This window comes from Bradyrhizobium sp. 139, assembly GCF_023074175.1.
Classification (GTDB): domain Bacteria; phylum Pseudomonadota; class Alphaproteobacteria; order Rhizobiales; family Xanthobacteraceae; genus Bradyrhizobium.
On sequence record NZ_JADPKS010000003.1, the window covers coordinates 43,168 to 64,546 of the forward strand.

The 21,379-nt window shown below is 65.0% G+C and carries 22 protein-coding genes and 1 tRNA gene; 14 read left to right on the top strand and 9 right to left on the bottom strand.

All coding sequences use genetic code 11. From position 1 onward, the window contains the following. The first annotated feature begins 15 nt into the window (after nt 1-15). From IVA80_RS00290 to IVA80_RS00315, 6 genes are all read left to right on the top strand, one after another. The gene (locus IVA80_RS00290) at nt 16-978 is read left to right on the top strand and encodes a sulfonate ABC transporter substrate-binding protein (RefSeq protein WP_247424220.1); all 963 of its coding nucleotides are present in this window, start codon (nt 16-18) and stop codon (nt 976-978) included. Next, the gene (gene ssuD, locus IVA80_RS00295) at nt 975-2,153 is read left to right on the top strand and encodes an FMNH2-dependent alkanesulfonate monooxygenase (RefSeq protein ID WP_247424223.1); all 1,179 of its coding nucleotides are present in this window, start codon (nt 975-977) and stop codon (nt 2,151-2,153) included. Before IVA80_RS00290 ends, ssuD begins: the two co-directional genes overlap by 4 nt. Continuing rightward, complete coding sequence (gene ssuC / locus IVA80_RS00300; RefSeq protein ID WP_247424224.1) at nt 2,150-2,956, top strand: aliphatic sulfonate ABC transporter permease SsuC; 807 nt, start codon at nt 2,150-2,152, stop codon at nt 2,954-2,956. Before ssuD ends, ssuC begins: the two co-directional genes overlap by 4 nt. A gap of 7 nt (nt 2,957-2,963) precedes the next feature. After that, on the top strand, nt 2,964-3,800 hold the full coding sequence (locus IVA80_RS00305; protein ID WP_247424228.1) for an ATP-binding cassette domain-containing protein: 837 nt from the start codon (nt 2,964-2,966) through the stop codon (nt 3,798-3,800). Nucleotides 3,801-3,832: 32 nt separating this feature from the next. After that, entirely contained in the window at nt 3,833-4,414 is a 582-nt protein-coding gene (locus tag IVA80_RS00310; RefSeq protein WP_247424231.1) for a flavin reductase family protein, read from the top strand. Nucleotides 4,415-4,511: 97 nt separating this feature from the next. Continuing rightward, complete coding sequence (locus IVA80_RS00315) at nt 4,512-4,667, top strand: hypothetical protein (protein ID WP_247424234.1); 156 nt, start codon at nt 4,512-4,514, stop codon at nt 4,665-4,667. Between the two features lie 116 nt (nt 4,668-4,783). Here IVA80_RS00315 and IVA80_RS00320 read toward each other — a convergent pair whose 3' ends face one another. The 7 genes from IVA80_RS00320 to IVA80_RS00350 form a co-directional block, all read right to left on the bottom strand. Further along, the gene (locus IVA80_RS00320; protein WP_247424238.1) at nt 4,784-5,932 is read right to left on the bottom strand and encodes a M20 family metallopeptidase; all 1,149 of its coding nucleotides are present in this window, start codon (nt 5,930-5,932) and stop codon (nt 4,784-4,786) included. Between the two features lie 333 nt (nt 5,933-6,265). Next, the gene (locus tag IVA80_RS00325) at nt 6,266-7,651 is read right to left on the bottom strand and encodes a sigma-54 dependent transcriptional regulator (RefSeq protein WP_247424241.1); all 1,386 of its coding nucleotides are present in this window, start codon (nt 7,649-7,651) and stop codon (nt 6,266-6,268) included. 52 nt (nt 7,652-7,703) lie between these two features. After that, nucleotides 7,704-8,054 carry a flagellar motor switch protein FliN gene (gene fliN, locus IVA80_RS00330; protein ID WP_247424244.1) on the bottom strand — a complete coding sequence of 117 codons (351 nt, stop codon included), beginning with the start codon at nt 8,052-8,054 and terminating at the stop codon, nt 7,704-7,706. Nucleotides 8,055-8,056: 2 nt separating this feature from the next. After that, a complete protein-coding gene (locus IVA80_RS00335; protein ID WP_247424247.1) occupies nt 8,057-8,680 on the bottom strand; it encodes a FliH/SctL family protein in 624 nt (207 codons plus the stop codon). After that, on the bottom strand, nt 8,680-9,771 hold the full coding sequence (fliG, locus tag IVA80_RS00340; protein WP_247424250.1) for a flagellar motor switch protein FliG: 1,092 nt from the start codon (nt 9,769-9,771) through the stop codon (nt 8,680-8,682). Before fliG ends, IVA80_RS00335 begins: the two co-directional genes overlap by 1 nt. Before the next feature lie 18 nt (nt 9,772-9,789). Beyond that, complete coding sequence (gene fliF / locus IVA80_RS00345; protein ID WP_247424253.1) at nt 9,790-11,400, bottom strand: flagellar basal-body MS-ring/collar protein FliF; 1,611 nt, start codon at nt 11,398-11,400, stop codon at nt 9,790-9,792. A 192-nt stretch (nt 11,401-11,592) separates the two neighbouring features. After that, nucleotides 11,593-11,868, bottom strand: a complete 276-nt coding sequence (locus tag IVA80_RS00350) for a DUF1153 domain-containing protein (RefSeq protein WP_002714638.1) — start codon at nt 11,866-11,868, stop codon at nt 11,593-11,595. 554 nt (nt 11,869-12,422) lie between these two features. Between IVA80_RS00350 and IVA80_RS00355 the strand changes: the two genes are divergently transcribed. The 3 genes from IVA80_RS00355 (at nt 12,423) to IVA80_RS00365 (ending at nt 14,771) form a co-directional block, all read left to right on the top strand. Then, the gene (locus tag IVA80_RS00355; RefSeq protein ID WP_247424256.1) at nt 12,423-13,208 is read left to right on the top strand and encodes a nucleotidyltransferase family protein; all 786 of its coding nucleotides are present in this window, start codon (nt 12,423-12,425) and stop codon (nt 13,206-13,208) included. A gap of 19 nt (nt 13,209-13,227) precedes the next feature. Then, nucleotides 13,228-13,950 (top strand): metallophosphoesterase, encoded by a 723-nt coding sequence (locus IVA80_RS00360; RefSeq protein WP_247424258.1) that lies wholly within the window; start codon nt 13,228-13,230, stop codon nt 13,948-13,950. Between the two features lie 566 nt (nt 13,951-14,516). Then, nucleotides 14,517-14,771, top strand: coding sequence for a helix-hairpin-helix domain-containing protein (locus IVA80_RS00365; RefSeq protein ID WP_247424261.1), 255 nt, complete (start codon nt 14,517-14,519; stop codon nt 14,769-14,771). A 242-nt stretch (nt 14,772-15,013) separates the two neighbouring features. On the opposite strand, the gene IVA80_RS00370 is transcribed toward IVA80_RS00365, so the two are convergent. Both IVA80_RS00370 and IVA80_RS00375 read right to left on the bottom strand, forming a co-directional pair. Continuing rightward, nucleotides 15,014-15,724 carry a flagellar hook capping FlgD N-terminal domain-containing protein gene (locus IVA80_RS00370; RefSeq protein ID WP_247424263.1) on the bottom strand — a complete coding sequence of 237 codons (711 nt, stop codon included), beginning with the start codon at nt 15,722-15,724 and terminating at the stop codon, nt 15,014-15,016. Between the two features lie 13 nt (nt 15,725-15,737). Continuing rightward, nucleotides 15,738-17,351 carry a flagellar hook-length control protein FliK gene (locus tag IVA80_RS00375; RefSeq protein WP_247424267.1) on the bottom strand — a complete coding sequence of 538 codons (1,614 nt, stop codon included), beginning with the start codon at nt 17,349-17,351 and terminating at the stop codon, nt 15,738-15,740. A gap of 340 nt (nt 17,352-17,691) precedes the next feature. Here IVA80_RS00375 and mnmA point away from each other — a divergent pair, with 340 nt between their 5' ends. From mnmA to IVA80_RS00400, 5 genes are all read left to right on the top strand, one after another. Next, nucleotides 17,692-18,873 (top strand): tRNA 2-thiouridine(34) synthase MnmA, encoded by a 1,182-nt coding sequence (gene mnmA / locus IVA80_RS00380; protein WP_247424271.1) that lies wholly within the window; start codon nt 17,692-17,694, stop codon nt 18,871-18,873. A gap of 20 nt (nt 18,874-18,893) precedes the next feature. After that, on the top strand, nt 18,894-19,532 hold the full coding sequence (locus IVA80_RS00385) for a class I SAM-dependent methyltransferase (RefSeq protein WP_247424304.1): 639 nt from the start codon (nt 18,894-18,896) through the stop codon (nt 19,530-19,532). 126 nt (nt 19,533-19,658) lie between these two features. Further along, nucleotides 19,659-20,012 carry a hypothetical protein gene (locus IVA80_RS00390; RefSeq protein WP_247424307.1) on the top strand — a complete coding sequence of 118 codons (354 nt, stop codon included), beginning with the start codon at nt 19,659-19,661 and terminating at the stop codon, nt 20,010-20,012. A 273-nt stretch (nt 20,013-20,285) separates the two neighbouring features. Next, nucleotides 20,286-20,362, top strand: a tRNA-Met gene (locus IVA80_RS00395). Between the two features lie 360 nt (nt 20,363-20,722). Further along, nucleotides 20,723-20,884 (top strand): DUF2934 domain-containing protein, encoded by a 162-nt coding sequence (locus tag IVA80_RS00400; RefSeq protein WP_247424309.1) that lies wholly within the window; start codon nt 20,723-20,725, stop codon nt 20,882-20,884. The last annotated feature ends 495 nt before the right edge of the window (nt 20,885-21,379 follow it).

The following is a 21,379-nucleotide window of genomic DNA, read 5'->3' on the forward strand; positions in this document are numbered from 1 at the left end:
TCAAAGGGTCTGAACATGAGGCGTATTATTCAGCGTCTGATCGCAGCCATCGTGCTGTCGATCGGCATCGTCGCGGCCGCGGTCGGCACGTCCTACGGCCAGGACAAACAAGACAAGGTGGTCCGCATCGGCTACCAGAAATACGGCAAGCTGGTGCTGCTCAAGAGCAAGGGCACGCTGGAGCCGAAGTTAGCTGCCGACGGCTATAAGGTGGTGTGGACGGAATTCCCGTCCGGCCCGCCGCTGCTCGAGGCGCTCAATGTCGGCGCGATCGATTTCGGCAACACCGGCGAAGCCCCGCCGATCTTCGCACAGGCCGCCGGCGCGCCGATCCAGTATGTCGCCTATGAGCCGCCGGCGCCGAAGGGCGAGGCGATCCTGGTGCCGAAGGACAGCCCGCTGAAGTCCGTCGCCGGTCTCAAGGGCAGGAAGGTCGCGCTGAACAAGGGCTCCAATGTCCATTATCTTCTGGTCAAGGCGCTCGAGAAAGCCGGCGTCAAATATTCCGAGATCGAGCCGGTTTTCCTGGCGCCGGCTGATGCGCGCGCAGCCTTCGAGCGCGGCGCGGTCGATGCCTGGGTAATCTGGGATCCATTCCAGGCTGCCGCGGAAGCGGCGACCGGCGCGCGCACGCTCGCCGACGGCACCAACATCGTCTCGAACTACCAGTTCTATTTCTCCTCGAAGAAATTCCTCGAAGCCAATCCGAGGATTGTCGACGCCGTGCTGGCTGAGCTGAGCGCGGTCGACGGTTGGGCCAAGGGCGACATCCATGCCGTTGCCGAGCAGCTGGCGCCGGCGATTGGATTGTCCGTGCCGGTCGTCGAGGTGGCGCTGAAGCGGCAGTCCTACGGCATCAAGCCGATCACCGACGCTGTCGTCGCCGACCAGCAGCAGGTTGCCGACGCGTTCTTCGCGCTCAACCTGATCCCGAAAGCAATCAAGATTTCCGACGTGGCGCGGAGGCCAGGATCATGAGCAAACAGATGAGCAAGCAATCGAACGCCAACATCCTCTGGTTCCTGCCGACCCACGGTGACGGCCGCTATCTTGGCACCGGTGTCGGCGGCCGCGAGGTCAATTTCAACTATCTGCGCCAGATCGCGCAGGCCGCCGACCAGCTCGGCTATTACGGCGTGCTGCTGCCGACCGGGCGGAGCTGCGAGGATTCCTGGATCGTGGCCTCCTCGGTTGCGCCGTTCACCGAGCGGCTGCGCTATCTCGTGGCTGTCCGTCCCGGCCTGCAATCGCCGAGCGTGGCGGCGCGCATGACGGCGACGCTCGATCGCGTCACCAATGGCCGGCTTCTCGTCAACGTCGTCACCGGCGGCGATCCCGTCGAGAACAAGGGCGACGGCATCTTCCTCGGCCATGACGAGCGCTACGAGGTCACGCGCGAGTTCCTCGGTGTCTATAGCGACCTGCTCGCCGGCAAGACGGTCAATGTCGAAGGCAGGCACATCCATGTCGAGGGTGGCAAGCTGCTGTTCCCGCCGGTCCAGTCACCGCGGCCGCCGCTCTATTTCGGCGGCTCGTCGGATGCCGGCATCGACGTCGCCGTCGACGCCGTCGATAAATATCTCACCTGGGGCGAGCCGCCGGCCTTGGTTGCCGAGAAGATCGCGAAGGTGAGGGAGGTCGCTGCTGCGCGCGGCCGGAAGCTCTCCTTCGGCATCCGGCTTCATGTGATTGTCCGCGAGACCAATGAGGCGGCCTGGCGCGCGGCGAACGAGCTGATCAAGCATGTCAGCGACGAGACGATCGCGACCGCGCAGAAGAACTTCGCGCGCATGGACTCCGTCGGCCAGCAGCGCATGGCGCAGCTCCATGGTGGCAAGCGCGACAAGCTCGAGATCGCCCCGAACCTGTGGGCCGGTGTCGGTCTCGTGCGCGGCGGCGCCGGCACGGCCCTGGTCGGCGACGCCCAGACCGTCGCGGCCCGTATCAGGGAGTATCAGGATATCGGCATCGATACCTTCATCATGTCGGGCTACCCGCATCTGGAGGAAGCATATCGCTTCGCCGAGCTCGTCTTCCCGCTGCTCTCGCTGGAGCAGCCCAGCAACGTGACGAAGCTGAACTTCAACGGCGGTCCCTTCGGCGAGACGGTCGGCAGCGACTTCCGCCCACAGCAGAAGGTGTCGCAGTCATGAGCCTGATCGACACCGTTTCGCTTCCGCGCAGCTTTCGCCTGCCGCGGGTCGACGGCCTGATCCAGTGGATCGTGCCGCTCGCCATCATCGCAATCTGGCAGGTGGCGAGCGTCACCGGCTTCGTGCCGACGCGGGTGCTGCCGGCGCCGAGCGACGTCGTGCTGGCGGGGTGGAAGCTGCTGCTGTCCGGCGAGCTCGTCCGCAACATCTGGGTCTCGTTCTGGCGTGCCTCGATCGGCTTCCTGATCGGCGGCAGTATCGGTTTCGCGTTCGGTCTCGCCAACGGCCTGTCGCAGCTCTCGGCAAAGCTCACCGACACCACGCTGCAGATGGTCCGCAACGTGCCGCATCTGGCGCTGATCCCGCTCGTCATCCTCTGGTTCGGCATCGACGAGAGCGCAAAGTTGTTTTTGGTGGCGCTCGGGGTGTTCTTCCCGATCTACCTCAACACGCTGCATGGCATCCGCACCGTCGATCCCCAGCTGATCGAGATGGGCCGCATCTACGGCATGACCGATAGCGAGCTGTTTCGCCGCGTGATCTTCCCGGGCGCGCTGCCCTCGATCTTCGTCGGCATCCGCTTCGCGCTCGGCATCATGTGGCTCACCCTGATCGTCGCGGAAACCATCGCGGCGTCTTCAGGCCTCGGCTACATGGCGATGCAGGCGCGCGAGTTCATGCTGATCGACGTCGTCGTGCTCTCGATCCTGATCTACGCGCTGCTCGGCAAGCTCGCCGACAGCGCCTCCCGCGTGCTGGAGCGTCTCACGCTCTCCTGGCACCCCGCCTTCCAGAAACGTTGAGAGTGACATGCAGACAGCGCTTCGGACGTCCCTTCCCGAGACCGAGCTCGCCAGTCGCGCCAATTTCGCGCCTCAAGCCCGTATGCTGCGCGAGGAGCGGCCGCTGCAGACCAGCGGCCTGCCGCTCAGCATCCGCGGCTTGCGCAAATCCTTCGGCGACAATGAGGTGCTGCGCGGCATCGACCTCTACATTCCCGCCGGCCAGTTCGTCGCGATCGTGGGCAAGAGCGGCTGCGGCAAGAGCACGCTGCTGCGCCTGATCGCGGGCCTCGAGAAAATCGACGCCGGCAGCATCAGCTTCGGCGACGCAGTCCAGCCCGAGGACATCCGCGTGATGTTCCAGGAGCCGCGGCTGTTGCCCTGGGCCCGCGTGCTCTCGAATGTCGAGGTCGGCCTCGGCCGCGATCGTGCCTCGGCTGACGCGCACGCTCGCGCCGAGAAGGCGCTGACCGAGGTCGGCCTGACCGACAAGCGCGACCAGTGGCCTTCGGTGCTGTCCGGCGGCCAGAAGCAGCGGGTCGCGCTCGCCCGCGCGCTGGTCTCGCGTCCCCGCGTGCTCGCCTTCGACGAACCCCTTGGTGCATTGGACGCGCTGACCCGTATCTCGATGCAGCGGCTCCTGGAGCGCGTCTGGCGCGATCAGGGCTTTACCGCGATCCTGGTGACCCACGACGTCTCCGAGGCGGTCGCGCTGGCCGACCGGGTGCTGGTGATCGACGAGGGCCGCATTGCGCATGACGTTACGGTTAACGCGGCCCGGCCGCGCCAGCGAGGCTCCGCCGAGCTTGCGAGCCTGGAAGGCTCGATCCTGAGCCATCTTTTGTCAGCGGACGATCGTACCTAAATAGAGGGAACCCCACTTTCGGGGAGCATGCCATGAATGTAGTGCCCCGCGATCTCATGACCGAAATTGCCGTCTCGCCTGCCGATTTCCGCGGCGCCATGCGCCACCTCACCGGCGGCGTCAGTATCATCACCGCCGGACGGGGCAAGGACGTCACGGGCATGACGGTCACGTCGGTGACGTCGCTGTCGGCCGAGCCGCCGACGCTGCTGGTCAGCATCAACCGCGATGCCTCCTCGTTCCCGCTGATCCGCCGCTACGGCGCCTTCGGCGTGAACATCCTCAACGCAGACCAGCTCGATATCGCCGAACGTTTTGCCGGCAAGGGCGGGCTGAAGGGCGCCGATCGTTTCGCCGGCACTCAATGGGTGACGGCCGTTTCGGGCGTTCCGCTGCTGGCCGGCGCGTTGTCGGCTTTCGATTGCGAGGTCGAGGAGATCATCGAGCGGCACTCGCATGCCATCGTCATCGGCCGTGTCAGGGATATCAAGAGCTCGACCCGCAACGCCGCGCTGGCCTATTGGCACGGCCGGTATGTGGCGGTCGATCAGGACGAAGACGCGGCCAGGCTCGCGGAGGTCAGCGTTCCCGCGCGCGGCCGGCGCGGCGTTTGATCGCCGCGGCCACCGGCCGCGCAGGCTGGCCTTTTCCCCTTCATCGCTCTAGAAGCGCTGCCTGGGCCTCCCGCCGGGACGGCAATGGAGCGGATTGATGAAGCGTGTCGCGACCTGGGCCTTCTACGCCGTCGGCGCGCTCGCGATCGCCTATCTCGCGCTCTACGCCTATGCGATGTTCAGCGGCCAGCCGATCGTGCCGGGCGACCCCATCCACATCTTCCGCAAGCCGGACGCGCCGAGTTATTCGTGACGGCTCTCTCCGCACGTCATGGCCGGGCTTGACCCGGCCATCCACGTGCAGCCACGCTTCGGGAGAGACGTGGATGCCCGGGTCAAGCCCGGGCATGACGACGGAGTGTGTGACGATCACCCCCTCAAAATCGCCAGCGCCAGCGCCTGCGCGCGCGGCACCATGCTGTCGAGCTCGAGATATTCCTCCGGCGTATGCGCAAGCCCGCCGACCGGGCCGAGGCCGCAGATGGTTGGCGTGCCGACCTCGGCGGTGAAGCCGGAATCGGCGCAGCCGCCGGAAAACTCGCCCTGGAGCGTGGTGAGGCCGGCCTTCTTGGCGGCGGCCTGATAGCTCTCGAACAGCGCCTTCGAAGCCTCGCTCTGCACCACCGGCACGAACTCGCCCTTGATGGTCAGCGTCGCGCTGGTGCCCGGCACGTAAGAGGTCGCAATGATTGTCTCTATCGCGGCCATGATCCTGGCGCGATCGGCCGGATCGACATAGCGCAGGTCGATCTGGCCTTCGGCTGAGGGCGCCGTGGTGTTGACGGACTGCCCGCCCGAGACCAGGCCGACATTCAACGTGATGCCCTTGTCGAGATCGGTCAGGGCGTGGATCTGCACGATCTTGTGCGCGAGTTCGCCGATCGCGCTGACGCCGGCGGCGAAATTGGCGCCGGAATGCGCGGCTTTGCCGGTGATGGCAAAGTGCATGAAGATGCCGCCCTTGCGGCCGGTGACGATGTTGCCGGTCGGGCGGCCCGGCTCGGAATTGAACACCGCGCGCGCGGCGCGTCCTTCGCGCTCGATCACCGGGCGCGAGGAAGGCGAGCCGATCTCCTCGTCCGAGGTGATCAACAGCTTGATCGGATGCGGGCTGCCGCCGAATTTGTGGAACGCGGTCGCAACGAAGATATTCATCACGACGCCGGACTTCATGTCGGCAACGCCAGGACCGTAGGCGCGCGTGCCCTGGATCGTAAACGGACGCCGTCCGGCCTCGCCCTTGCCGAACACGGTGTCGCGATGCCCCATCAACAGCACCGGCTTCTCGTTGCTGCCGGGTTTTGCGACGTCGGCATGGATCGCGTCGCCGAATGTGCCGTGGCTTTCGCGCCGGAATGGAATGCCGTGCTCGGAAAAATGCCGCTCGAACCGCGCGCCGACCGCATCAACGCCTTCCTTGTCATAGGATCCGGAATCGATGTTCACGACATCGCGCAGCAGATCGATCATCGCCTGCCGCTGCGATGCCAGCCAGTCCGTGATTTGAGCTTCAGACATGTTCACCCTCGTATGGTTCTCTGCGCGGTTATAGGGCGTTGTACGAGCGTGACCTAGTCGAAGAAAGCAGTGCGGCCCTGCGCCCAGTACTTTGTTCGACCGTCACCCTGAGGTGCTCGCCAAGCGGCGCAAATGCGCCGCTTGGCGAGCCTCGAAGGGCGACGGCCCGGCTGCATCGGTGGCCGTCCATCCTTCGAGGCTCGGCCTGCGCTGCATGCGCATCGCAGACCTCGCGCCTCAGGATGACGGGGAGGGAATGCGCATGGCCGGCGGCAAAGAAAATGCCCGGAACCAGCCCGGGCATTCGTATCCTCAACAATCGCGGGACGCCGCCTACGCCCCCACCATCGGCATGCGCGAATATTCGCCCGGAGTGCCGGCGGGGGTGATCGGGATGCCGCCGTCGGAATATTCGTTGAGCTTGTTGCGCAGCGTACGGATCGAGATTCCCAAAATGTTGGCGGCATGGGTCCGGTTGCCGAGGCAGTGCTTCAGTGTCTCCAGGATCAGGTCGCGTTCGACGTCGGCGACGGTGCGGCCGACCAGGGCGCGCGTCACCTGCTCGGCAGCGAACGTGGCATGCGCGACCGCGGGCGGGGTCTTGGCGAGGTCGAGGCGGTCGCCGTCCGGCGTGAGGATCGCGTCGACGCCGATCTCGTCGCCCTGCGCCATCAGCACCGCGCGATGCATGGTGTTTTCGAGCTCGCGAACGTTGCCCTGCCAGCGGTTGGCGGAGAGCACGCGGCCGGCTTCGGCCGAGACCGGACGCAGCGGCACGCCGTTGGCCTCGGCATATTTCTTCGCGAAGTGCTGGGCGAGCTCGAGAATGTCGGCAGGACGCTCGCGTAGCGGCGGGATTTTCAGGTTCACGACGTTGAGGCGGAACAGCAAATCTTCGCGGAACGAGCCTTCGCGCACGGCTTCCGCCAAATTGCGGTTCGAGGTCGCGATGATGCGGATGTCGACCGGGACCGGCTTGGTGCCGCCGACGCGGTCGATGACGCGCTCCTGGATCGCGCGGAGCAGCTTCGATTGCAGGCGGACGTCCATCTCCGAGATTTCGTCGAGCAGCAGCGTTCCGCCGGTCGCTTCCTCGAACTTGCCGATGCGGCGGGCGATCGCTCCGGTGAAGGCGCCCTTCTCGTGGCCGAACAGCTCGGACTCCAGCAGGTGCTCGGGGATTGCGGCGCAGTTGATCGAGATGAAGGGACGTTTTGCACGCGCCGAGCGCGTATGGACGTAACGCGCCAGCACTTCCTTGCCGGTGCCGGATTCGCCGGTGATCATCACCGAGGCGTCCGAGCCCGCGATCTGCTGCGCGAGCTTGATCACCTTCGCCATCGCCTCGTCGCGATAGACCAGTTCGCGGGAATCGTTGGCGACCGCGGCGAGCACGGCCGCGATCAGCTCCGGGTCCGGCGGCAGCGGGATGTATTCCTTGGCGCCGGCATGGATCGCGGCGACCGCAGCGCGGGCGTCATTGGTGATGCCGCAGGCGATGATCGGAGCGTGGATGTGCTCGGCTTCGAGCCGCATCACGAGGTCGCGGATGTCGAGGGCGACGTCGACCAGCAGGAGGTCGGCGCCCTTGCCGCCGCGCAGCACGCGCATCGCCTGGTCGTGATCCTCGGCGTGGGTCACGGTGGCGCCGTTCTCCATCGCGATCTTGGTGGCGGTGGTGAGCTGGCCCTTCAATGTGCCAACGATGAGAAGCCGCATGTCAGTCTCCTGTCCGTCTGGTCGCGCTGCCGCGCATCATTCGCTTATTTGGCTAGCTGCGTTCAGCCTTGATGATTTCGGTCATGGTCACGCCGAGCTTGTCCTCGACCAGGACGACTTCGCCGCGGGCGACCAGCTTGTTGTTGACGTAGATGTCGATGGCCTCGCCCACGCGGCGGTCGAGCTCGAGCACGGTGCCGGGCCCGAGCTTCAACAGCTCGCTGACGTCCATCTTGGAGCGGCCGAGCACGGCCGAGACCTGCACCGGAACGTCGAACACGGCCTCGAGGTCGGCGGCGGCGCGCGCCGCGTATTCGTCCTCGTTGTAGCCGACGTCGGTGCCGGCAGGCGGCATCGGGCCGTTGAGATCGGGCAGCGGGACCTGTCCGTCGATGTCGCTCATGGTTAGCTCCCCCTGCGGGACGCGATGTAGCGTCCGACCATTTCGTCGATCTTGGCCGCGATGGCGCCGCGTTCCAGCACCACGCCGCCATCGGCCCATTCGATCCGGCAGTCGCCGGTGACAATTTCGGGCTCGGCCAGGATCACCAGCCGACCCTCGAAGCCGCTCTGCTTGGCGAGTCGCTCGATCTTCTCGCGCGCGCTGTCGTAGAGCGCGTCGTTGATGCGGACGACGAGATGCGGCGTGGCGACCAGATGCGAGAAGCAGTCCTTGACCAGCGCCATGATCTCGCCGAGCGGTTCGGCGGCGACCAGATCGGCGCACAGCTTGCGCGCCACCGCCACCGCGACGTCGACCGCTTCGGTCTCCATCCTGGACTCGATGTTGCCGATGCCGGAGGCGATGCTCCGGATCGCGATGTTGATCTCTTCCATGGCAAGCGCGACGCGGCGGTCGCTCTCGGCCCTGGCTTCGCGCTGGCCGGCGGCAAAGCCGTCCTGATAGGCGCGCGCCTCGGCTTCCGCGACCTTCTGGGCGATCTCCGCTGTGGTCGCAGCCTTCTCGCGCGTCGTCCGCTCCGGCGCCGCGAAGTCGGTGTCGAACAGGAATTTTGCCGGAGCGCCCATCAATACACCAGTTCGTCGTCGGCACGGTTCTTGGTCAGCATGATCTCGCCCTTGGCGGCGAGGTCTTTTGCGAGGTTGACGAGCAGCGCCTGGGCCTCGTCGACGTCGCGCAGGCGCACGGGTCCCATTGCCGCCATGTCGTCCTGGAGCATCTTGGCCGCGCGCGAGGACATGTTGCCGAAGAAGAAGTTGCGGACATCCTCGTTGGCGCTCTTGAGCGCGACGCCGAGCTTGTCCTTGTCGACATTGCGCATCAACGTCTGGGCAGAGCCGGCATCGAGCTTCACGAGGTCGTCGAAGGTGAACATCAGCGCCTTGATGCGCTCGGCCGATTCGCGGTTGTCTTCTTCCAGCGAGGTGATGAAGCGGGTTTCGGTCTGGCGGTCGAAATTGTTGAAGATCTCCGCCATCACCTCGTGGGCGTCGCGGCGGCGGGTCTGCGACAGGTTGGACATGAATTCGGTGCGCAGCGTCTTCTCGACGCTCTCGATCACCTCCTTCTGAACCGCCTCCATCTTCAGCATGCGGTTGACGACGTCGAGCGCGAGTTCCTCGGGGAAGATTCCGAGCACGCGTGCGGCGTGTTCCGGCTTCAGCTTCGACAGCACGACCGCGATGGTCTGCGGATATTCGTTCTTGAGATAGTTCGCGAGCACCTCTTCCTGCACGTTCGAGAGCTTCTCCCACATGTTGCGGCCGGCGGGTCCGCGGATCTCGTCCATGATGCCGTTGACGCGCTCGGGCGCCAAATATTGCTGGAGCAGCCGCTCGGTGGCGTCGAAATTGCCCATCAGGGCGCCCGAGGCCGACATGCGCGAGACGAATTCGAGCAGCATGTCCTCCACCGTGTCGACCTCGACCGTGCCGAGCGTCGACATCTCCAGCGAAAGCTGGCGGACCTCGTCATCGTCGAGCAGCGACCAGATCTTGCCGCCGTATTGCTCGCCGAGCGCCAGCATCAGGATCGCGGCGCGCTTCGGCCCCGCCACCGCTTCCACCTTGGCGCCGCCACGGCTGCCGGCACGCTGACCGAGCGTGGAGATCACGCTGGTGATGTCGTTGGAGTTGGCGTTTTGCAAGTTACCGGCCATGTCAGATCTCGTCTCGAATCATTTCGCGGGTTCGGTCAGCCACTGACGGATGATGGCGACGGTTTCGTTGGGGTTGCGCTCGGCGAGCTCGCCGACGCGGTGAACGGACTGGGCATGGACCTGGCCCTGGATAGTGGCGACGTCGATCGCGCTCGGCGCGCCGCTCGGCAGGAGCGGCTGACCGCTGGCCGGCGCCTCGTCCGAGGCGGCGGGGCCGGTCAGGACGCCGGAGATGGCGGCGGCGACTTCGTCGGAAGCCAGGATGCGCTTGACCAGCGGGCGGATCACCATGAACAGCACGACCAGGCCGAGCAGCATCATCATGCCGAGCTCGACGAAGTACATGACGTCGTCCTTGGTGAACTGGAGCATGCTGAGGAAGCCTGAGGGCTCGCTGATCGGGGCGGTGGAGGGCGCATCGGCAAAGCGGAGGTTGACGACCTCGACCTGATCGCCGCGCTTCTGGTCGAAGCCGATCGCCGAGCGCACCAGGGTGGCGATGCGGTCGAGCTGCTCCTTGGTGCGGTCCTGGTAAGCCTGCTCGCCCTTTTCGTTCTTGGAATAGATGCCGTCGACCAGCACCGCGACCGAGATGCGGTTGACCCGGCCGGCCTCGGTCACCTCGGTCTTGGTGGTGCGGGAGATCTCGTAATTGTTGGTCTCTTCGGTCTTCTTGCTCTGGTCCTTCGCCGTCTGACCGCTGTTCTGCTGGTTGCCGGGCAGCTCGTTATTGACCGTGACCTGGCCGTTGTTGTCGGCGGTCATGCTCTGTTCTTCGCGGGTCTGGCTCGAGCGCAGCACGCGGCCCTCGGGATCGAACTTGTCCGAGGTCTGGGTGACCTTGTTGAAGTCGAAATCGGCCGAAAGCTGCACGCGGGCGCGGCCCGAGCCGACCACGGAGGAGACGATGTCCTCGACCTGCTTGCGCATCCGCTTCTCGAAGGCGGTGCGGCGCTCGTCGCCGATCTGCTGGTCCGGATCGGTCTGGGCGCCGTCCGCGAGCAGCTGGCCGGCCTCGTCCACGATCGAGACCCGCTGCGGCTTCAACCCGTTGACGGCGGAGGCGACGAGGTGGCGGATGGCGCGGATCTGCTGGGCCTCGAGCGCGCCGCGGACCCGAACCACGATCGAGGCCGACGGCTCCGGCGCCTCGCGCGAGAACAGCGGGCGCTCGGGCAGCACGAGGTGGACGCGGGCGGCCTGGATGCGGTCGATGGCGCGGATGGTGCGGGCAAGCTCGCCTTCGAGCGCGCGGAGATGATTGATGTTCTGGACGAAAGAGGTGGTGCCGAGCGCGTCCGACTTGTCGAACACCTCGTAGCCGACGCCGCCGCCCTTGGGCAGGCCGCCCTCGGCGAGCTTCATCCGCAGGCGGGTGACCTTGTCCTTAGGCACCATGATGATGGTGCCCTCGTTGCGCAGCTCGAACTGGATACCCTGGCGCTCCAGGTCCTTGATGATGCCGGAGGAGTCCTCGACGCTGAGGTCGGTGAACAGCGTCGTCATCTGCGGCGTGGTGACGCGCATGATGACGAACGCGAAGAAGCCGACGAGCGCGGCGGTGACCGCGATCATCGCCCCGAACCGGGCGGCGCCGATACCTTTTAGAAAGTCCGCAAGACCTTGCAAGCAACCGCCCCAGAAGATTCGGCTGCTTTCCCTGGAAAGGCCGACTGGGCAATTATTGCCTAGGGGATGGTTTCGATATGGTTAACGAAGGTTAAGAGCTGGGACAAAAGTCGCGCTAAAAACGAACATGAAAAAAATCGGCCTCGCAGGGCGAGGCCGATTTTCGTCAAAAGCCGCAGATTTCCGGATCGCTTACTGGCGATATTGCTGAATGCGGGTGGTGCGAAGCCCCGCCAGACCATGCTGGTCAATGGAAAACTGCCAGGAAAGGAACTCGTCGACCGTCAGAGTGTAACGGCTGCAGGCCTCCTCGAGGGACAGGAGTCCGCCGCGGACGGCGGCGACGACTTCGGCCTTGCGGCGGATGACCCAGCGTTTGGTGCCGGGTGCGGGCAGATCGGCGATCGTCAGCGGACTGCCGTCCGGCCCGATGACGTATTTTACCCTCGGGCGATGGGGTTCTGTCATGGCGTACTCACAAACTCTCAACCACTGAACTCACTGAGTAACCCTACGCGTGGCGGCTTAAAAATCCGCTAAGCCTAAGGCTTCAATACAATTCTCGTTGAAAATGGCTGGAACGCGAGCGTCCCGGCCGGCGGAACGGTCGCGTCCGGGCCGGTCCAGGGGACCTTCGTAAATACTTTACCTGATGAACGAGCGCGTTAAGACGGCGCGCGAGCCCCAGGCGGATCGCATCGGCCTTGGCACGGAAGAAGGAGCCGACAATCCCCCGTTCACGAGCGCAACTCATCCGCCGCGCTGACGTTCTTTTTTATCACCCGCTGGCCGACCAGATCGGAGACAGCGGGATCGCGTCCACTGTGAGATGCGGCGCGTGGGTTGACGCCAAGAATTGCTGTGAGCGTTCCTGGCAATTGGCGTAGGCACACTGCACGCGCGCTCGATCTGATGCATCTTCTCCTTCTCCGCGCTGTCCGGCCCCGGTCCACCGGCTCGGCGCAAAGGGAACTTCCGCCCCGCACGCCAATTGGAAGCGGAGCAGGTCGTGGAGAGGATCAGTGCACGCGCGAGATCCCGAGATTCCAGCGCCGGGGATGGAACATTCGGCAGATGGCGATGCGTTCAAACTCGCTCCGCGCACCAAAACCGAGCAGTTCTATTCGAACGTTCTGGCGGAGCTCCTCGAAGCGGCGCTTCCGTTCATGGTTGGCGGCGGATATGCCGTCAATGTCTATACCGACGCGCGGCGGCCGACAAAGGACCTCGACGTCTTCACGACCCAGGCGGAATTCCCCCGACTGCTTGCTCACCTGCAGCACAACCACAGGATATCCGCGAGCGAGCGCTGGTTGGGAAAAGTTCACCGCGGCCGCGATTTCGTCGACGTGATCTTTGATTCCAGCAATGGCGCCGTTCCCGTCCAGCAAGAATGGTTCCAGTACGCGCGACAGGCGCAAGTGCTCGGCCATTGCGTACCCGTGATCAGTCCGACCGAACTGATCTGGTCCAAGGTCTTCATCCAGAAGCGGAACCGTCATGACGGTTCCGACATCGTCAATCTGATTCTCAGACAGCGCGACGAGGTCGATTGGCGGCGACTGATCGCGTACATGGACCCGCATTGGGAGGTCTTGCTGTGTCATCTGCTCACGTTTCGCTGGATCTATCCGAGCGAGCGCGACGCCATTCCAGGCTGGCTGTTTGACGATCTTCTTGAACGATTGAACCGGCAACGAGAATATCCGCCACCGGCGTCGAAACGTTGTCGCGGCCGGTTGTTTTCCAGCTCCGACTACCGGAGCGCTATCGAGAAATGGGGCTTCCTGAATGGCGAAGACGACTGAGCCGAAGGCGAGTAAGCCAATGAAGGACGATGCCAATTCGTTCACATTTGCGAGCATCGGCGACCTTCACGTCAAAGAAGGGCAGTCGGGCTCGTTGCGGGATTTGTTCCGGGACATCTCGAAGAAGGCGGGCGCTCTGGTCCTTTGCGGCGACCTCACAGATACCGGAACGCCGACCCAAGCCGAGATTCTTGCGGAACAGCTCCGTGCTTGTTCAATCCCGGTCATCGGCGTTCTCGGCAACCACGATTACGAGTCGGGACATGCCGATCAGGTCAAACGGATTCTCTGTGACGGAGGCGTTCGCCTGCTCGACGGCCAGGCCACCGAAGTGAACGGCGTCGCGTTCATCGGCGTGAAGGGATTTGCCGGCGGATTTGGTCCACGCATGCTGAGTTCGTTCGGCGAGCCGGCGATCAAAACGTTTGTTGCCGAAGCGATGAACGAAGCGATGCGGCTGGAGAACATCATGCGCACGGTAAACAGCCGGCGTGCCGTCGTCGTCCTGCATTATGCCCCGATAGCTGACACGGTTGAAGGCGAACCTCTGGAAATTTATCCCTTTCTTGGGTGCTCGCGGCTCGCCGAGACCATTGACCGCTTCAAGGTGTGCGCCGTCGTGCATGGTCATGCCCACCGCGGCAAGTATGAGGGCCAAACACCTGCCGGAGCCCGGGTGTATAACGTCGCCATGGCTGTGCAGAAGCCTTCAGGCTTGGCTTATGCGCTTATTTCCGTCTGAGGGCGGTCGACGGGGCAAACGTGAGATTACGATGACGCGGAGGCATCGCCCGGTGCAGCCATCCAGTCTTCCAGGACGTCTTCAGACGCATCATCGGCCAATCTTCGGTGGCGGCATTTGCGCGACCGAGGATGATGATCACAACGCAGAATGTGCCTTTGATGCCACCGCATCGCTGTTGTCCTTGGTTTCGTGACAAACAGGCCAGCCCTTCCCTTGTTCCTACCGCAGTCCACCGGCACTGGCATTTGAGGCTCTCTGCCCGATGCGCTCGTTCCACCCTCCAGATCTTTCGGCGAGAAACGGGTGTCGCGGGCAGCGCAACCGCGGTGAGCAGGGAACGTCACAATGGCCGAAGACCTACAGCGCGCACGCAACAAAGGTGAGAGTGCCAGCCCCAGCACCAAGTGAGACGCCCCCAAGCACAAGGGCGGCGATCAGGCCCGAAAAGCCCAGGAATGGGGCGGCGGCAACAAGGCGTCCAAAGGAGCGGCCCGCCCTGACGATCGGCGCACCAGAACTCGTCAACAAAGGCGTAGCGCTTGCCCCTCATCGGAGTGCAGCCCATGAGCGATATTCGAACCGTTGACCTCAACAATGCCGACGTGGAGGAGCTGAAAGCGCTCAAAGGCGTGAGACAAGGCCGAGCTGAGGAGATCGTGCGCTACAGGACCGAGCATGGCCCGTTCACGGACGTCGAGCAGCTTGGCAATGTTCCTCATGTGGGCAACATGCCCGCGGCCGAACTGGAAGCGGTCAAGCAGAAGCTCTGCATCCGGCCCGGGGGCGCCCGAAAGCCGCGGGTGGAGCAAGATATCTGATCGATCACGGCGCAGGCCCGTTGCCGCCGATTTCCGAAAAGATCAGTCAGCCTGTCACTGCTTGGGACATCGTGAAGCACCGTTGTGTATTCGTTCGGCTCACGACCGTCCAGGTTGCCACTGTTCCCGGTCAACGATCGTGCGCGTGGCCCCTCGATCGCAGCTCAAGCTGTTGGATCATGGTTTTTCGAGGCGATCCTGTCTTCCGATTGTGCTCCCCACAGATCGAGTTTGGATGGCGACTAGTTGCTGGCGGTGGCGACGATGCTCTTCACCTGGCTGACCGTGTAGGTCTGGCCGTCGATGGTCAAAAGCGGCGGCGACTGGGTCAGGTCCACGGACGACACCGTGCCCTGGACCTGCGCCGCGATGCCGATATTGTTGCCGGCGAGATCCTTCCCTGTCGCCGTGATCGTGTACTTGCCGTCCGGCCATTGCGTGCCGTCATTGCCCTGGCCGTTCCAGGTGAAGGGAATGTCGCTGCCGGCGCCCGCCGTATATTTACCGGTGAACACGGTCTGGCCGGTGGAATTGGCGACCGAGATGTCGACCGTGGCGCTCGAGGGCACGTTGAGATGCCAGGTCGCCGAGGATTGCGACATCGTCGCGGTGGTGCCGTCGACCACAGCGGTCTTGCCGACGAAACCCAGCGCCTGGGTCGCCTGCGTGGTCTGCTGCAGGGTGACGAGCTGAGAGAGCGAGTCGTTGGTCTTGAGCTGCTGCTCGACGCCGGCGAACTGCACCAGTTGCTGGGTGAACTGGTTGGTGTCGAGCGGATCGAGCGGGTTTTGGTTCTGCAGCTGCGTCGTCAGCAGCGTCAGGAAGGTCTGGAAATTGCCGGCGAGCGTCGCGCTTGTGTTCGAGCCCAGGCTCGAGCTCGACGAGGAGGATTTCGGGATGTCGGTCGTCCCGGAGACGACGGCAGGTGCGGTAGCGCCAGTCGTGGTGGTCATTTGCGAATACTCCTCACACTCTGATGTCGACGCCGCTGCTCGATCCGAGCATGCGGCCGTAGCCGCGCCCGACGGGCGCCGCAGCAACATTGTCGTCCTTGCTGATGATCAGCCGGCGGGCATTGCCGCCATTGTCGTTGTTCTGGCCGGAATTCTGGCCCGACGAATTCTGGTCGCGCAGGCTGAAGGACAGCCCGTTGCTGCCGGTCTTGAGGCCGGCATCGTCGAGCGCGCGCTGCAATTGCGGTGCGTCCTGCCGCAGCATCTGCAGCGTCTCCGGCCTCTCGACGGTGAGATGCGAGGTGACCTGGCCGTTGCGGTCGACATTGATGCGGACGTCGATGCGGCCGAGGTCGAGCGGATCGAGGCTGATGTCGAAGCGCGTCTTGCCGGCGCGCGCGGCCGCGGCGATCTCGATCGGCACGCCGCTGATCGGCACGGCTGTCGAATTTGCCGCGGTCGCAGTGAGGGTCGCAGTCGATGCAGTGGCGGCAGACGTCGTATTGGTTAGCGGCGCCTGGATGGCGGAGGCGGCCTGCGCGCCGGTGTCGGTCGTGGGGACAGCGGCTTGCGCGCCCGCATGAGCGTGCGTGGTCGATGTCGCCGGTGTCGCGTCAGTGGCACCGGTCTTCGCATCGGTCTTGACGTCGGTCGCGGCGGCCTCACTGTGCGGCTTGGCAGCCTCGGCATGTGCGGCGTCGGCGGTCGTCGCCGGAGTCTGCGTGGTAGCGCCGTTCGCCTCACCCGCGGCCTGGCCGATATTAGAGACGTCGCTCTCGCCTTGCGCGGTGGCGACGGCCTTGAACGAGGTTTTTGGCGTGCCCTGGTCGATGGCGGCGATCAGCCCGCCATTGGTCTTGGCATCGGCTGCGGTCGCGTCGGCCGTGCCGGTGGCGGCATCGCCCAGCGCTCCCGTCGTGCCGGCGTCGACCTTGGCGCCGGCGGTCTTGGCGTTCTTGTCGCCGACCGTAGCGTTATCGGGCTTGCCGCCTGCGATCTGCGCCGCGGTGGAGGCGCTGGCGGCGATGCCGGCGGCGGCGATCGTCAGCGGCGAGGCGGCGGTAGTCGCCTGGTTCGCGGCCGCATTCGCATCAACAGGCACGACCGGCGCGGCAATGACGATCGCGTTCGGATCGGGCGTCGCGGTCTGCATCGCGTCGGTCTGCGCGATTGCTGCGGCATCGACGGCGGCGGCAAGACCGTCGCTGCCGTCGGTCTTGTCATCCTTGGTCTCGTCGGATTTGTCCGCCGATTTGGTGCCGGACGTCTCGGACTTGTCCTTGGCCTTATTGGGCTTGGCCGGATCGGTCGTCGCGTCACTCCTGGTGTCGTTCTTGGCGGGCGCCGAATTGTCGGTGTCGTCGCCGGCCCTGCTCTGCGAGGACGGGTCGGTCGAGGAGGTATCGCGCGGGCTCTTGTCCGAGGCGGATGACGATGACGAATCGGTCCGGCGCGGCGGGGTGTCCTGCGACTGCGCGTTGTTGCCGATCGCCTGGGTGTTGCTGTCCACCAGGGAGCCGAAGGAGTCGCTCGGCGGCGTGTCTTTCGAGCCCTGCGACTTGGCAGGCTTTTGCTGCGTGCTCTGGACTTGCACGCTTGCCGCTACATCTGACATACGACCGACCACAGGCGACCCCTTGGAAACATCTTCGGCTGATGGGTAGCAAGGAGCGGGCCAGCCTTGTTCGCCGAAATTTTATCAATAAAATCAGTAACTTGCCAAAGCGGCGCCGGGACTGACAGGCCCTCCGCGACCCCTCCATTTCTGCCTCCCCGGCAAGAATTGCCCTAAGCTGGCCGCCCGCGTGATTGCTTCACCGGAATGCCGCCTATATTAAAGGGGTGCTCTCAGCCGCTTTCGACCGGGCCAGCCAGCCTCAGGGGAACCAGAGTTCCCCGGGACCGCTGATGTCCCGGCCAAAAGCACATCGCGGACCGCCAAACACCGCCGTCACAACCGCAAGCCCATGCTCAACAGTCTGGATCTCGAAGGCCGTCCTGAGGATACCAGGGTCGTCGTTGCCATGTCGGGCGGCGTCGATTCCTCGACGACGGCTGCGCTGCTCAAGGCGGAAGGCTACGATGTGGTCGGCATCACGCTCCAGCTCTACGACCATGGCGCGGCGACCCACCGCAAGGGCGCCTGCTGCGCCGGCCAGGACATCCACGACGCCCGCAACGTCGCGGCCAAGCTCGGCATTCCCCATTACGTGCTCGATTACGAGGACCGCTTTCGCGAGTCCGTCATCGACAATTTCGCCGACTCTTACGCGCTCGGCGAGACGCCGGTGCCGTGCATCGAATGCAACCGCTCGGTCAAGTTCCGCGACCTCCTGAAGACCGCACGCGAGCTTGGCGCCACCGCGCTCGCCACCGGCCATTATGTCGCCTCGCGCCGCCTCGATGACGGCTCGCGCGCGCTGGTCTGCGCGGCCGACAGCGACCGCGACCAGAGCTACTTCCTGTTCGCGACCACGCGCGAGCAGCTCGACTTCCTGCGCTTTCCGCTCGGCGACATGACCAAGCCCGAGACCCGCGAGCTCGCGCGCCGCTATGGCCTCAGCGTTGCCGACAAGCACGACAGTCAGGACATCTGCTTCGTGCCGACGGGCCGCTACACCGACATCATCACCCGCCTGCGTCCGAACGCGATGGACCCCGGCGACATCGTCGATCTCGACGGACGCGTGCTCGGCCGCCATAACGGCATTGCCAATTTCACCGTCGGCCAGCGCCGCGGCCTCGGCATCGCGGCTCACGCGCCGCTGTTCGTGGTGCGGTTAGAGGCCGCCAACCGCCGCGTCGTCGTCGGCCCGCGCGATGCGCTGAAGATGCACCGCATCAGCTTGCGCGACGTCAACTGGATCGGCGACGGCGACATCGACCGCGCCATCGGCAACGGTCTCGAGATGTTCGTCCGCGTCCGCTCGACCCGCAGCCCCCAGCCGGCCTGGCTGCGCGGCGCCGACGGCCATTACGAGGTCGAGCTCGTCGCCGGCGAAGAGGGCGTCTCGCCGGGACAAGCCTGCGTCTTCTACGACGCGCCCTCAGGCCAAGCCCGCGTGCTCGGCGGCGGTTTTATCCAGAGCGCCGCGGCGAAGGTCGCGAGCAATGCAGCGAGGCCGCTGGTGGAAGCGGTTCGCGGCTAAAAAAGTTCAGGGCAGGGGGCATGGCAGCAGACATCTCGCGGGCCGGGGTCGAGAAGGCCTATGGCCGCTGGGCGCCGGTCTATGATCTCGTGTTCGGCAAGGTGTTTGACGCCGGAAGGCAGTCGACCATCGTGGAGGCCGACCGCATCGGCGGCCGCATTCTCGATGTCGGCGTCGGCACCGGGCTGTCGCTGTCGGACTATGCGCGCACCACGAAGATCTGTGGCGTCGACATTTCCGAGCCGATGCTGCGCAAGGCGCAGGCGCGCGTGCGCGCGCTGCGGCTGTCCAATGTCGAAGTGCTCTCGGTAATGGATGCCAAGAACCTCGCCTTCCCCGAAAACTTCTTCGATGCGGTGGTCGCGCAATATGTCATCACCGCCGTGCCCGATCCCGAAGGCACGCTCGACGAGTTCGTGCGCGTGCTGAGGCCTGGCGGCGAGCTGATCCTCGTCAACCACATCGGCGCCGAGAGCGGCCCGCGAAGACTGTTCGAGCTCGCCTTCGCACCCATAGCCCGCCGCCTCGGCTGGCGCCCGGAATTCCCGTGGGACCGCCTCGTCAACTGGGCCGCCAGGCACGGCGGCGTCACGCTCGCCGAGCGCCGTCCCATGCCGCCGATGGGGCACTTTTCGCTGATCCGCTACGTCAAATCGTGATCGGAGCACGATCCGGAAGAGTGTGAAGCGGTTTTCCGATCGGATCATGCTCAAATCGAAGATTAAAGCGCGATCACTTCGCGCTTTGGCAGGGAACGCGGGGTGCGACCTGCGCGTTTCCGTTCCATGCGCACAACATCGAAACTGATTTTCACAAGCCTCCTGATCGCCGCCTCAGGCAGCGCGATCGCGCAGGCCCCGCCCGCGCCGGCGACGCCGCCGCAACAGACCGCGCCGCCATCCCCGCAGCATGCGGCCAACTGCACGCCCGCCGACCGCCCCAACCGCCAGGCCGACGGCACCACCACCGGCCAGTCCCGGGAACCGCTCGGCGACAAGCTGGCAAAGTCCGAGGGCGTGCTCTGCCCGCCCTCCGGTGTCGACCCCGAGATGCATGCCCCCGCCCCGGACACTGGCAACACCCCGGTGATCCCGCCCCCCGGCAGCCCCGGCGGCGACCCGAACGTCCGGCCGAAATAGGGGCCGTTCCGAATCCCAAATCTCGTCATGCCCGGGCTAGTCCCGGGCATCCACGTTCTCTGGGCCCAAGTGAGGTCGTGGATGGCCGGGACTAGCCCGGCCATGACGGATTCAGTGCTCAAAAGGTCAAAATTCGTCCGCCGACCCGTCCGCCGAAGCTTTAGCGAAGGCGAAGGCGGAAGCTTTAGCAAACGCGGATTGACAGCCCGCCGCCCCCTTCCTTATATGCCGCGCGTTCGCGAGATCGGCCGTTTCGGCGCCCGCGAGCCCTGTGGCGGGGTAGCTCAGCTGGTTAGAGCACGGGAATCATAATCCTGGGGTCGGGGGTTCGAGTCCCTCTCCCGCTACCATCGTTTTCAAGCGCTTACCGGCAAATCCACTGGCTCTGAAGGCTCGGCTGACGCACGAGCGGCGTGGCATGCGGACATTGCCCGTCGCGCCGGTGGTCCGGCATGGCGCTCGCTTCGTACCAGCTGCGGCAGAGGACGATGACGAGCAAGGGCTGAGGCCCGGCCGCATCTCAAGCAGCATTCTCGATCCAGGTCCGGCCCGCCCGCGCCGATCGGCCCCGGCTCAAACTAGGAACTCTCAGGCCCGATCAAAGCTTGAATCCGCGGACCAGAATCGCCGCCGATTGCTGGTCTGCACGGCCCCGCCTCCAAGCCCCCATACCCCCCGGGGTGGGCCGTGCTTTCTGGCAGGAGATTGCCATGCCTGAGCCGACCGAGCAGGAGATCAGAGAACGCGCGCACCGGCTGTGGGAGCAAGCAGGCAAGCCCGAAGGCCGCGAGAACGAATTTTGGCACGCGGCCGAGCAGGAGTTGCGCAACGAGGACAAGTCGAACCCCATGCGGACGCCGGACACGCTGTGACAGCCAAGAAGTGCCCATTCTGCTACGGCCTGGGATGGGTCTGCGAAAACCATCCGCTCCGGGCCTGGAGTGAAGAGTTGGGCGGCTGCCGGTGCGGCGAGGGGATGCCCTGCACCTGCAACACGACGGAAGATCCCGAGATCAGAGTCGTCGTGATCGATGCGGACGTAACCTGGCATTAGGCAGCGTCGAGTCGTTCGGGCTCGCAGCGGTGGTGCGCAGCTGCGTAGAAGCTGCCGGCAGAACGCGCATCAGCGGCGGCGGAAAGCGCGCCAGTCGTCTTCACAACATCCCAGCATCGAGCTGAAGCACGGGGCGCCACAAGCCGTGCGGCGGCACAGGGAACGGCGCTTTCCAGAATTGAGTTGAGTCTCTCGGCAGCACGGTTGCGTGGCGGGGCCGGTTCGAAGGTCGTGATGCGCCGCGGCAAGGTGGCCGCAAGCCAGTCGCCGGCTCCGGCCGCGCGGCTCCCTCGCGAAAAAGAAAAAGCCGCCG

Excerpts from the sequence above, each read along its gene's own strand:
- IVA80_RS00290 (WP_247424220.1), top strand. The coding sequence starts at position 16 with ATGAGGCGTATTATTCAGCGTCTGATCGCAGCCATCGTGCTGTCGATC.
- ssuD (WP_247424223.1), top strand. The coding sequence starts at position 975 with ATGAGCAAACAGATGAGCAAGCAATCGAACGCCAACATCCTCTGGTTC.
- ssuC (WP_247424224.1), top strand. The coding sequence starts at position 2,150 with ATGAGCCTGATCGACACCGTTTCGCTTCCGCGCAGCTTTCGCCTGCCG.
- IVA80_RS00305 (WP_247424228.1), top strand. The coding sequence starts at position 2,964 with ATGCAGACAGCGCTTCGGACGTCCCTTCCCGAGACCGAGCTCGCCAGT.
- IVA80_RS00310 (WP_247424231.1), top strand. The coding sequence starts at position 3,833 with ATGAATGTAGTGCCCCGCGATCTCATGACCGAAATTGCCGTCTCGCCT.
- IVA80_RS00315 (WP_247424234.1), top strand. The coding sequence starts at position 4,512 with ATGAAGCGTGTCGCGACCTGGGCCTTCTACGCCGTCGGCGCGCTCGCG.
- IVA80_RS00320 (WP_247424238.1), bottom strand. The coding sequence starts at position 5,932 with ATGTCTGAAGCTCAAATCACGGACTGGCTGGCATCGCAGCGGCAGGCG.
- IVA80_RS00325 (WP_247424241.1), bottom strand. The coding sequence starts at position 7,651 with ATGCGGCTTCTCATCGTTGGCACATTGAAGGGCCAGCTCACCACCGCC.
- fliN (WP_247424244.1), bottom strand. The coding sequence starts at position 8,054 with ATGAGCGACATCGACGGACAGGTCCCGCTGCCCGATCTCAACGGCCCG.
- IVA80_RS00335 (WP_247424247.1), bottom strand. The coding sequence starts at position 8,680 with ATGGGCGCTCCGGCAAAATTCCTGTTCGACACCGACTTCGCGGCGCCG.
- fliG (WP_247424250.1), bottom strand. The coding sequence starts at position 9,771 with ATGGCCGGTAACTTGCAAAACGCCAACTCCAACGACATCACCAGCGTG.
- IVA80_RS00350 (WP_002714638.1), bottom strand. The coding sequence starts at position 11,868 with ATGACAGAACCCCATCGCCCGAGGGTAAAATACGTCATCGGGCCGGAC.
- IVA80_RS00360 (WP_247424258.1), top strand. The coding sequence starts at position 13,228 with ATGAAGGACGATGCCAATTCGTTCACATTTGCGAGCATCGGCGACCTT.
- IVA80_RS00365 (WP_247424261.1), top strand. The coding sequence starts at position 14,517 with ATGAGCGATATTCGAACCGTTGACCTCAACAATGCCGACGTGGAGGAG.
- IVA80_RS00370 (WP_247424263.1), bottom strand. The coding sequence starts at position 15,724 with ATGACCACCACGACTGGCGCTACCGCACCTGCCGTCGTCTCCGGGACG.
- mnmA (WP_247424271.1), top strand. The coding sequence starts at position 17,692 with ATGCTCAACAGTCTGGATCTCGAAGGCCGTCCTGAGGATACCAGGGTC.
- IVA80_RS00385 (WP_247424304.1), top strand. The coding sequence starts at position 18,894 with ATGGCAGCAGACATCTCGCGGGCCGGGGTCGAGAAGGCCTATGGCCGC.
- IVA80_RS00390 (WP_247424307.1), top strand. The coding sequence starts at position 19,659 with ATGCGCACAACATCGAAACTGATTTTCACAAGCCTCCTGATCGCCGCC.
- IVA80_RS00400 (WP_247424309.1), top strand. The coding sequence starts at position 20,723 with ATGCCTGAGCCGACCGAGCAGGAGATCAGAGAACGCGCGCACCGGCTG.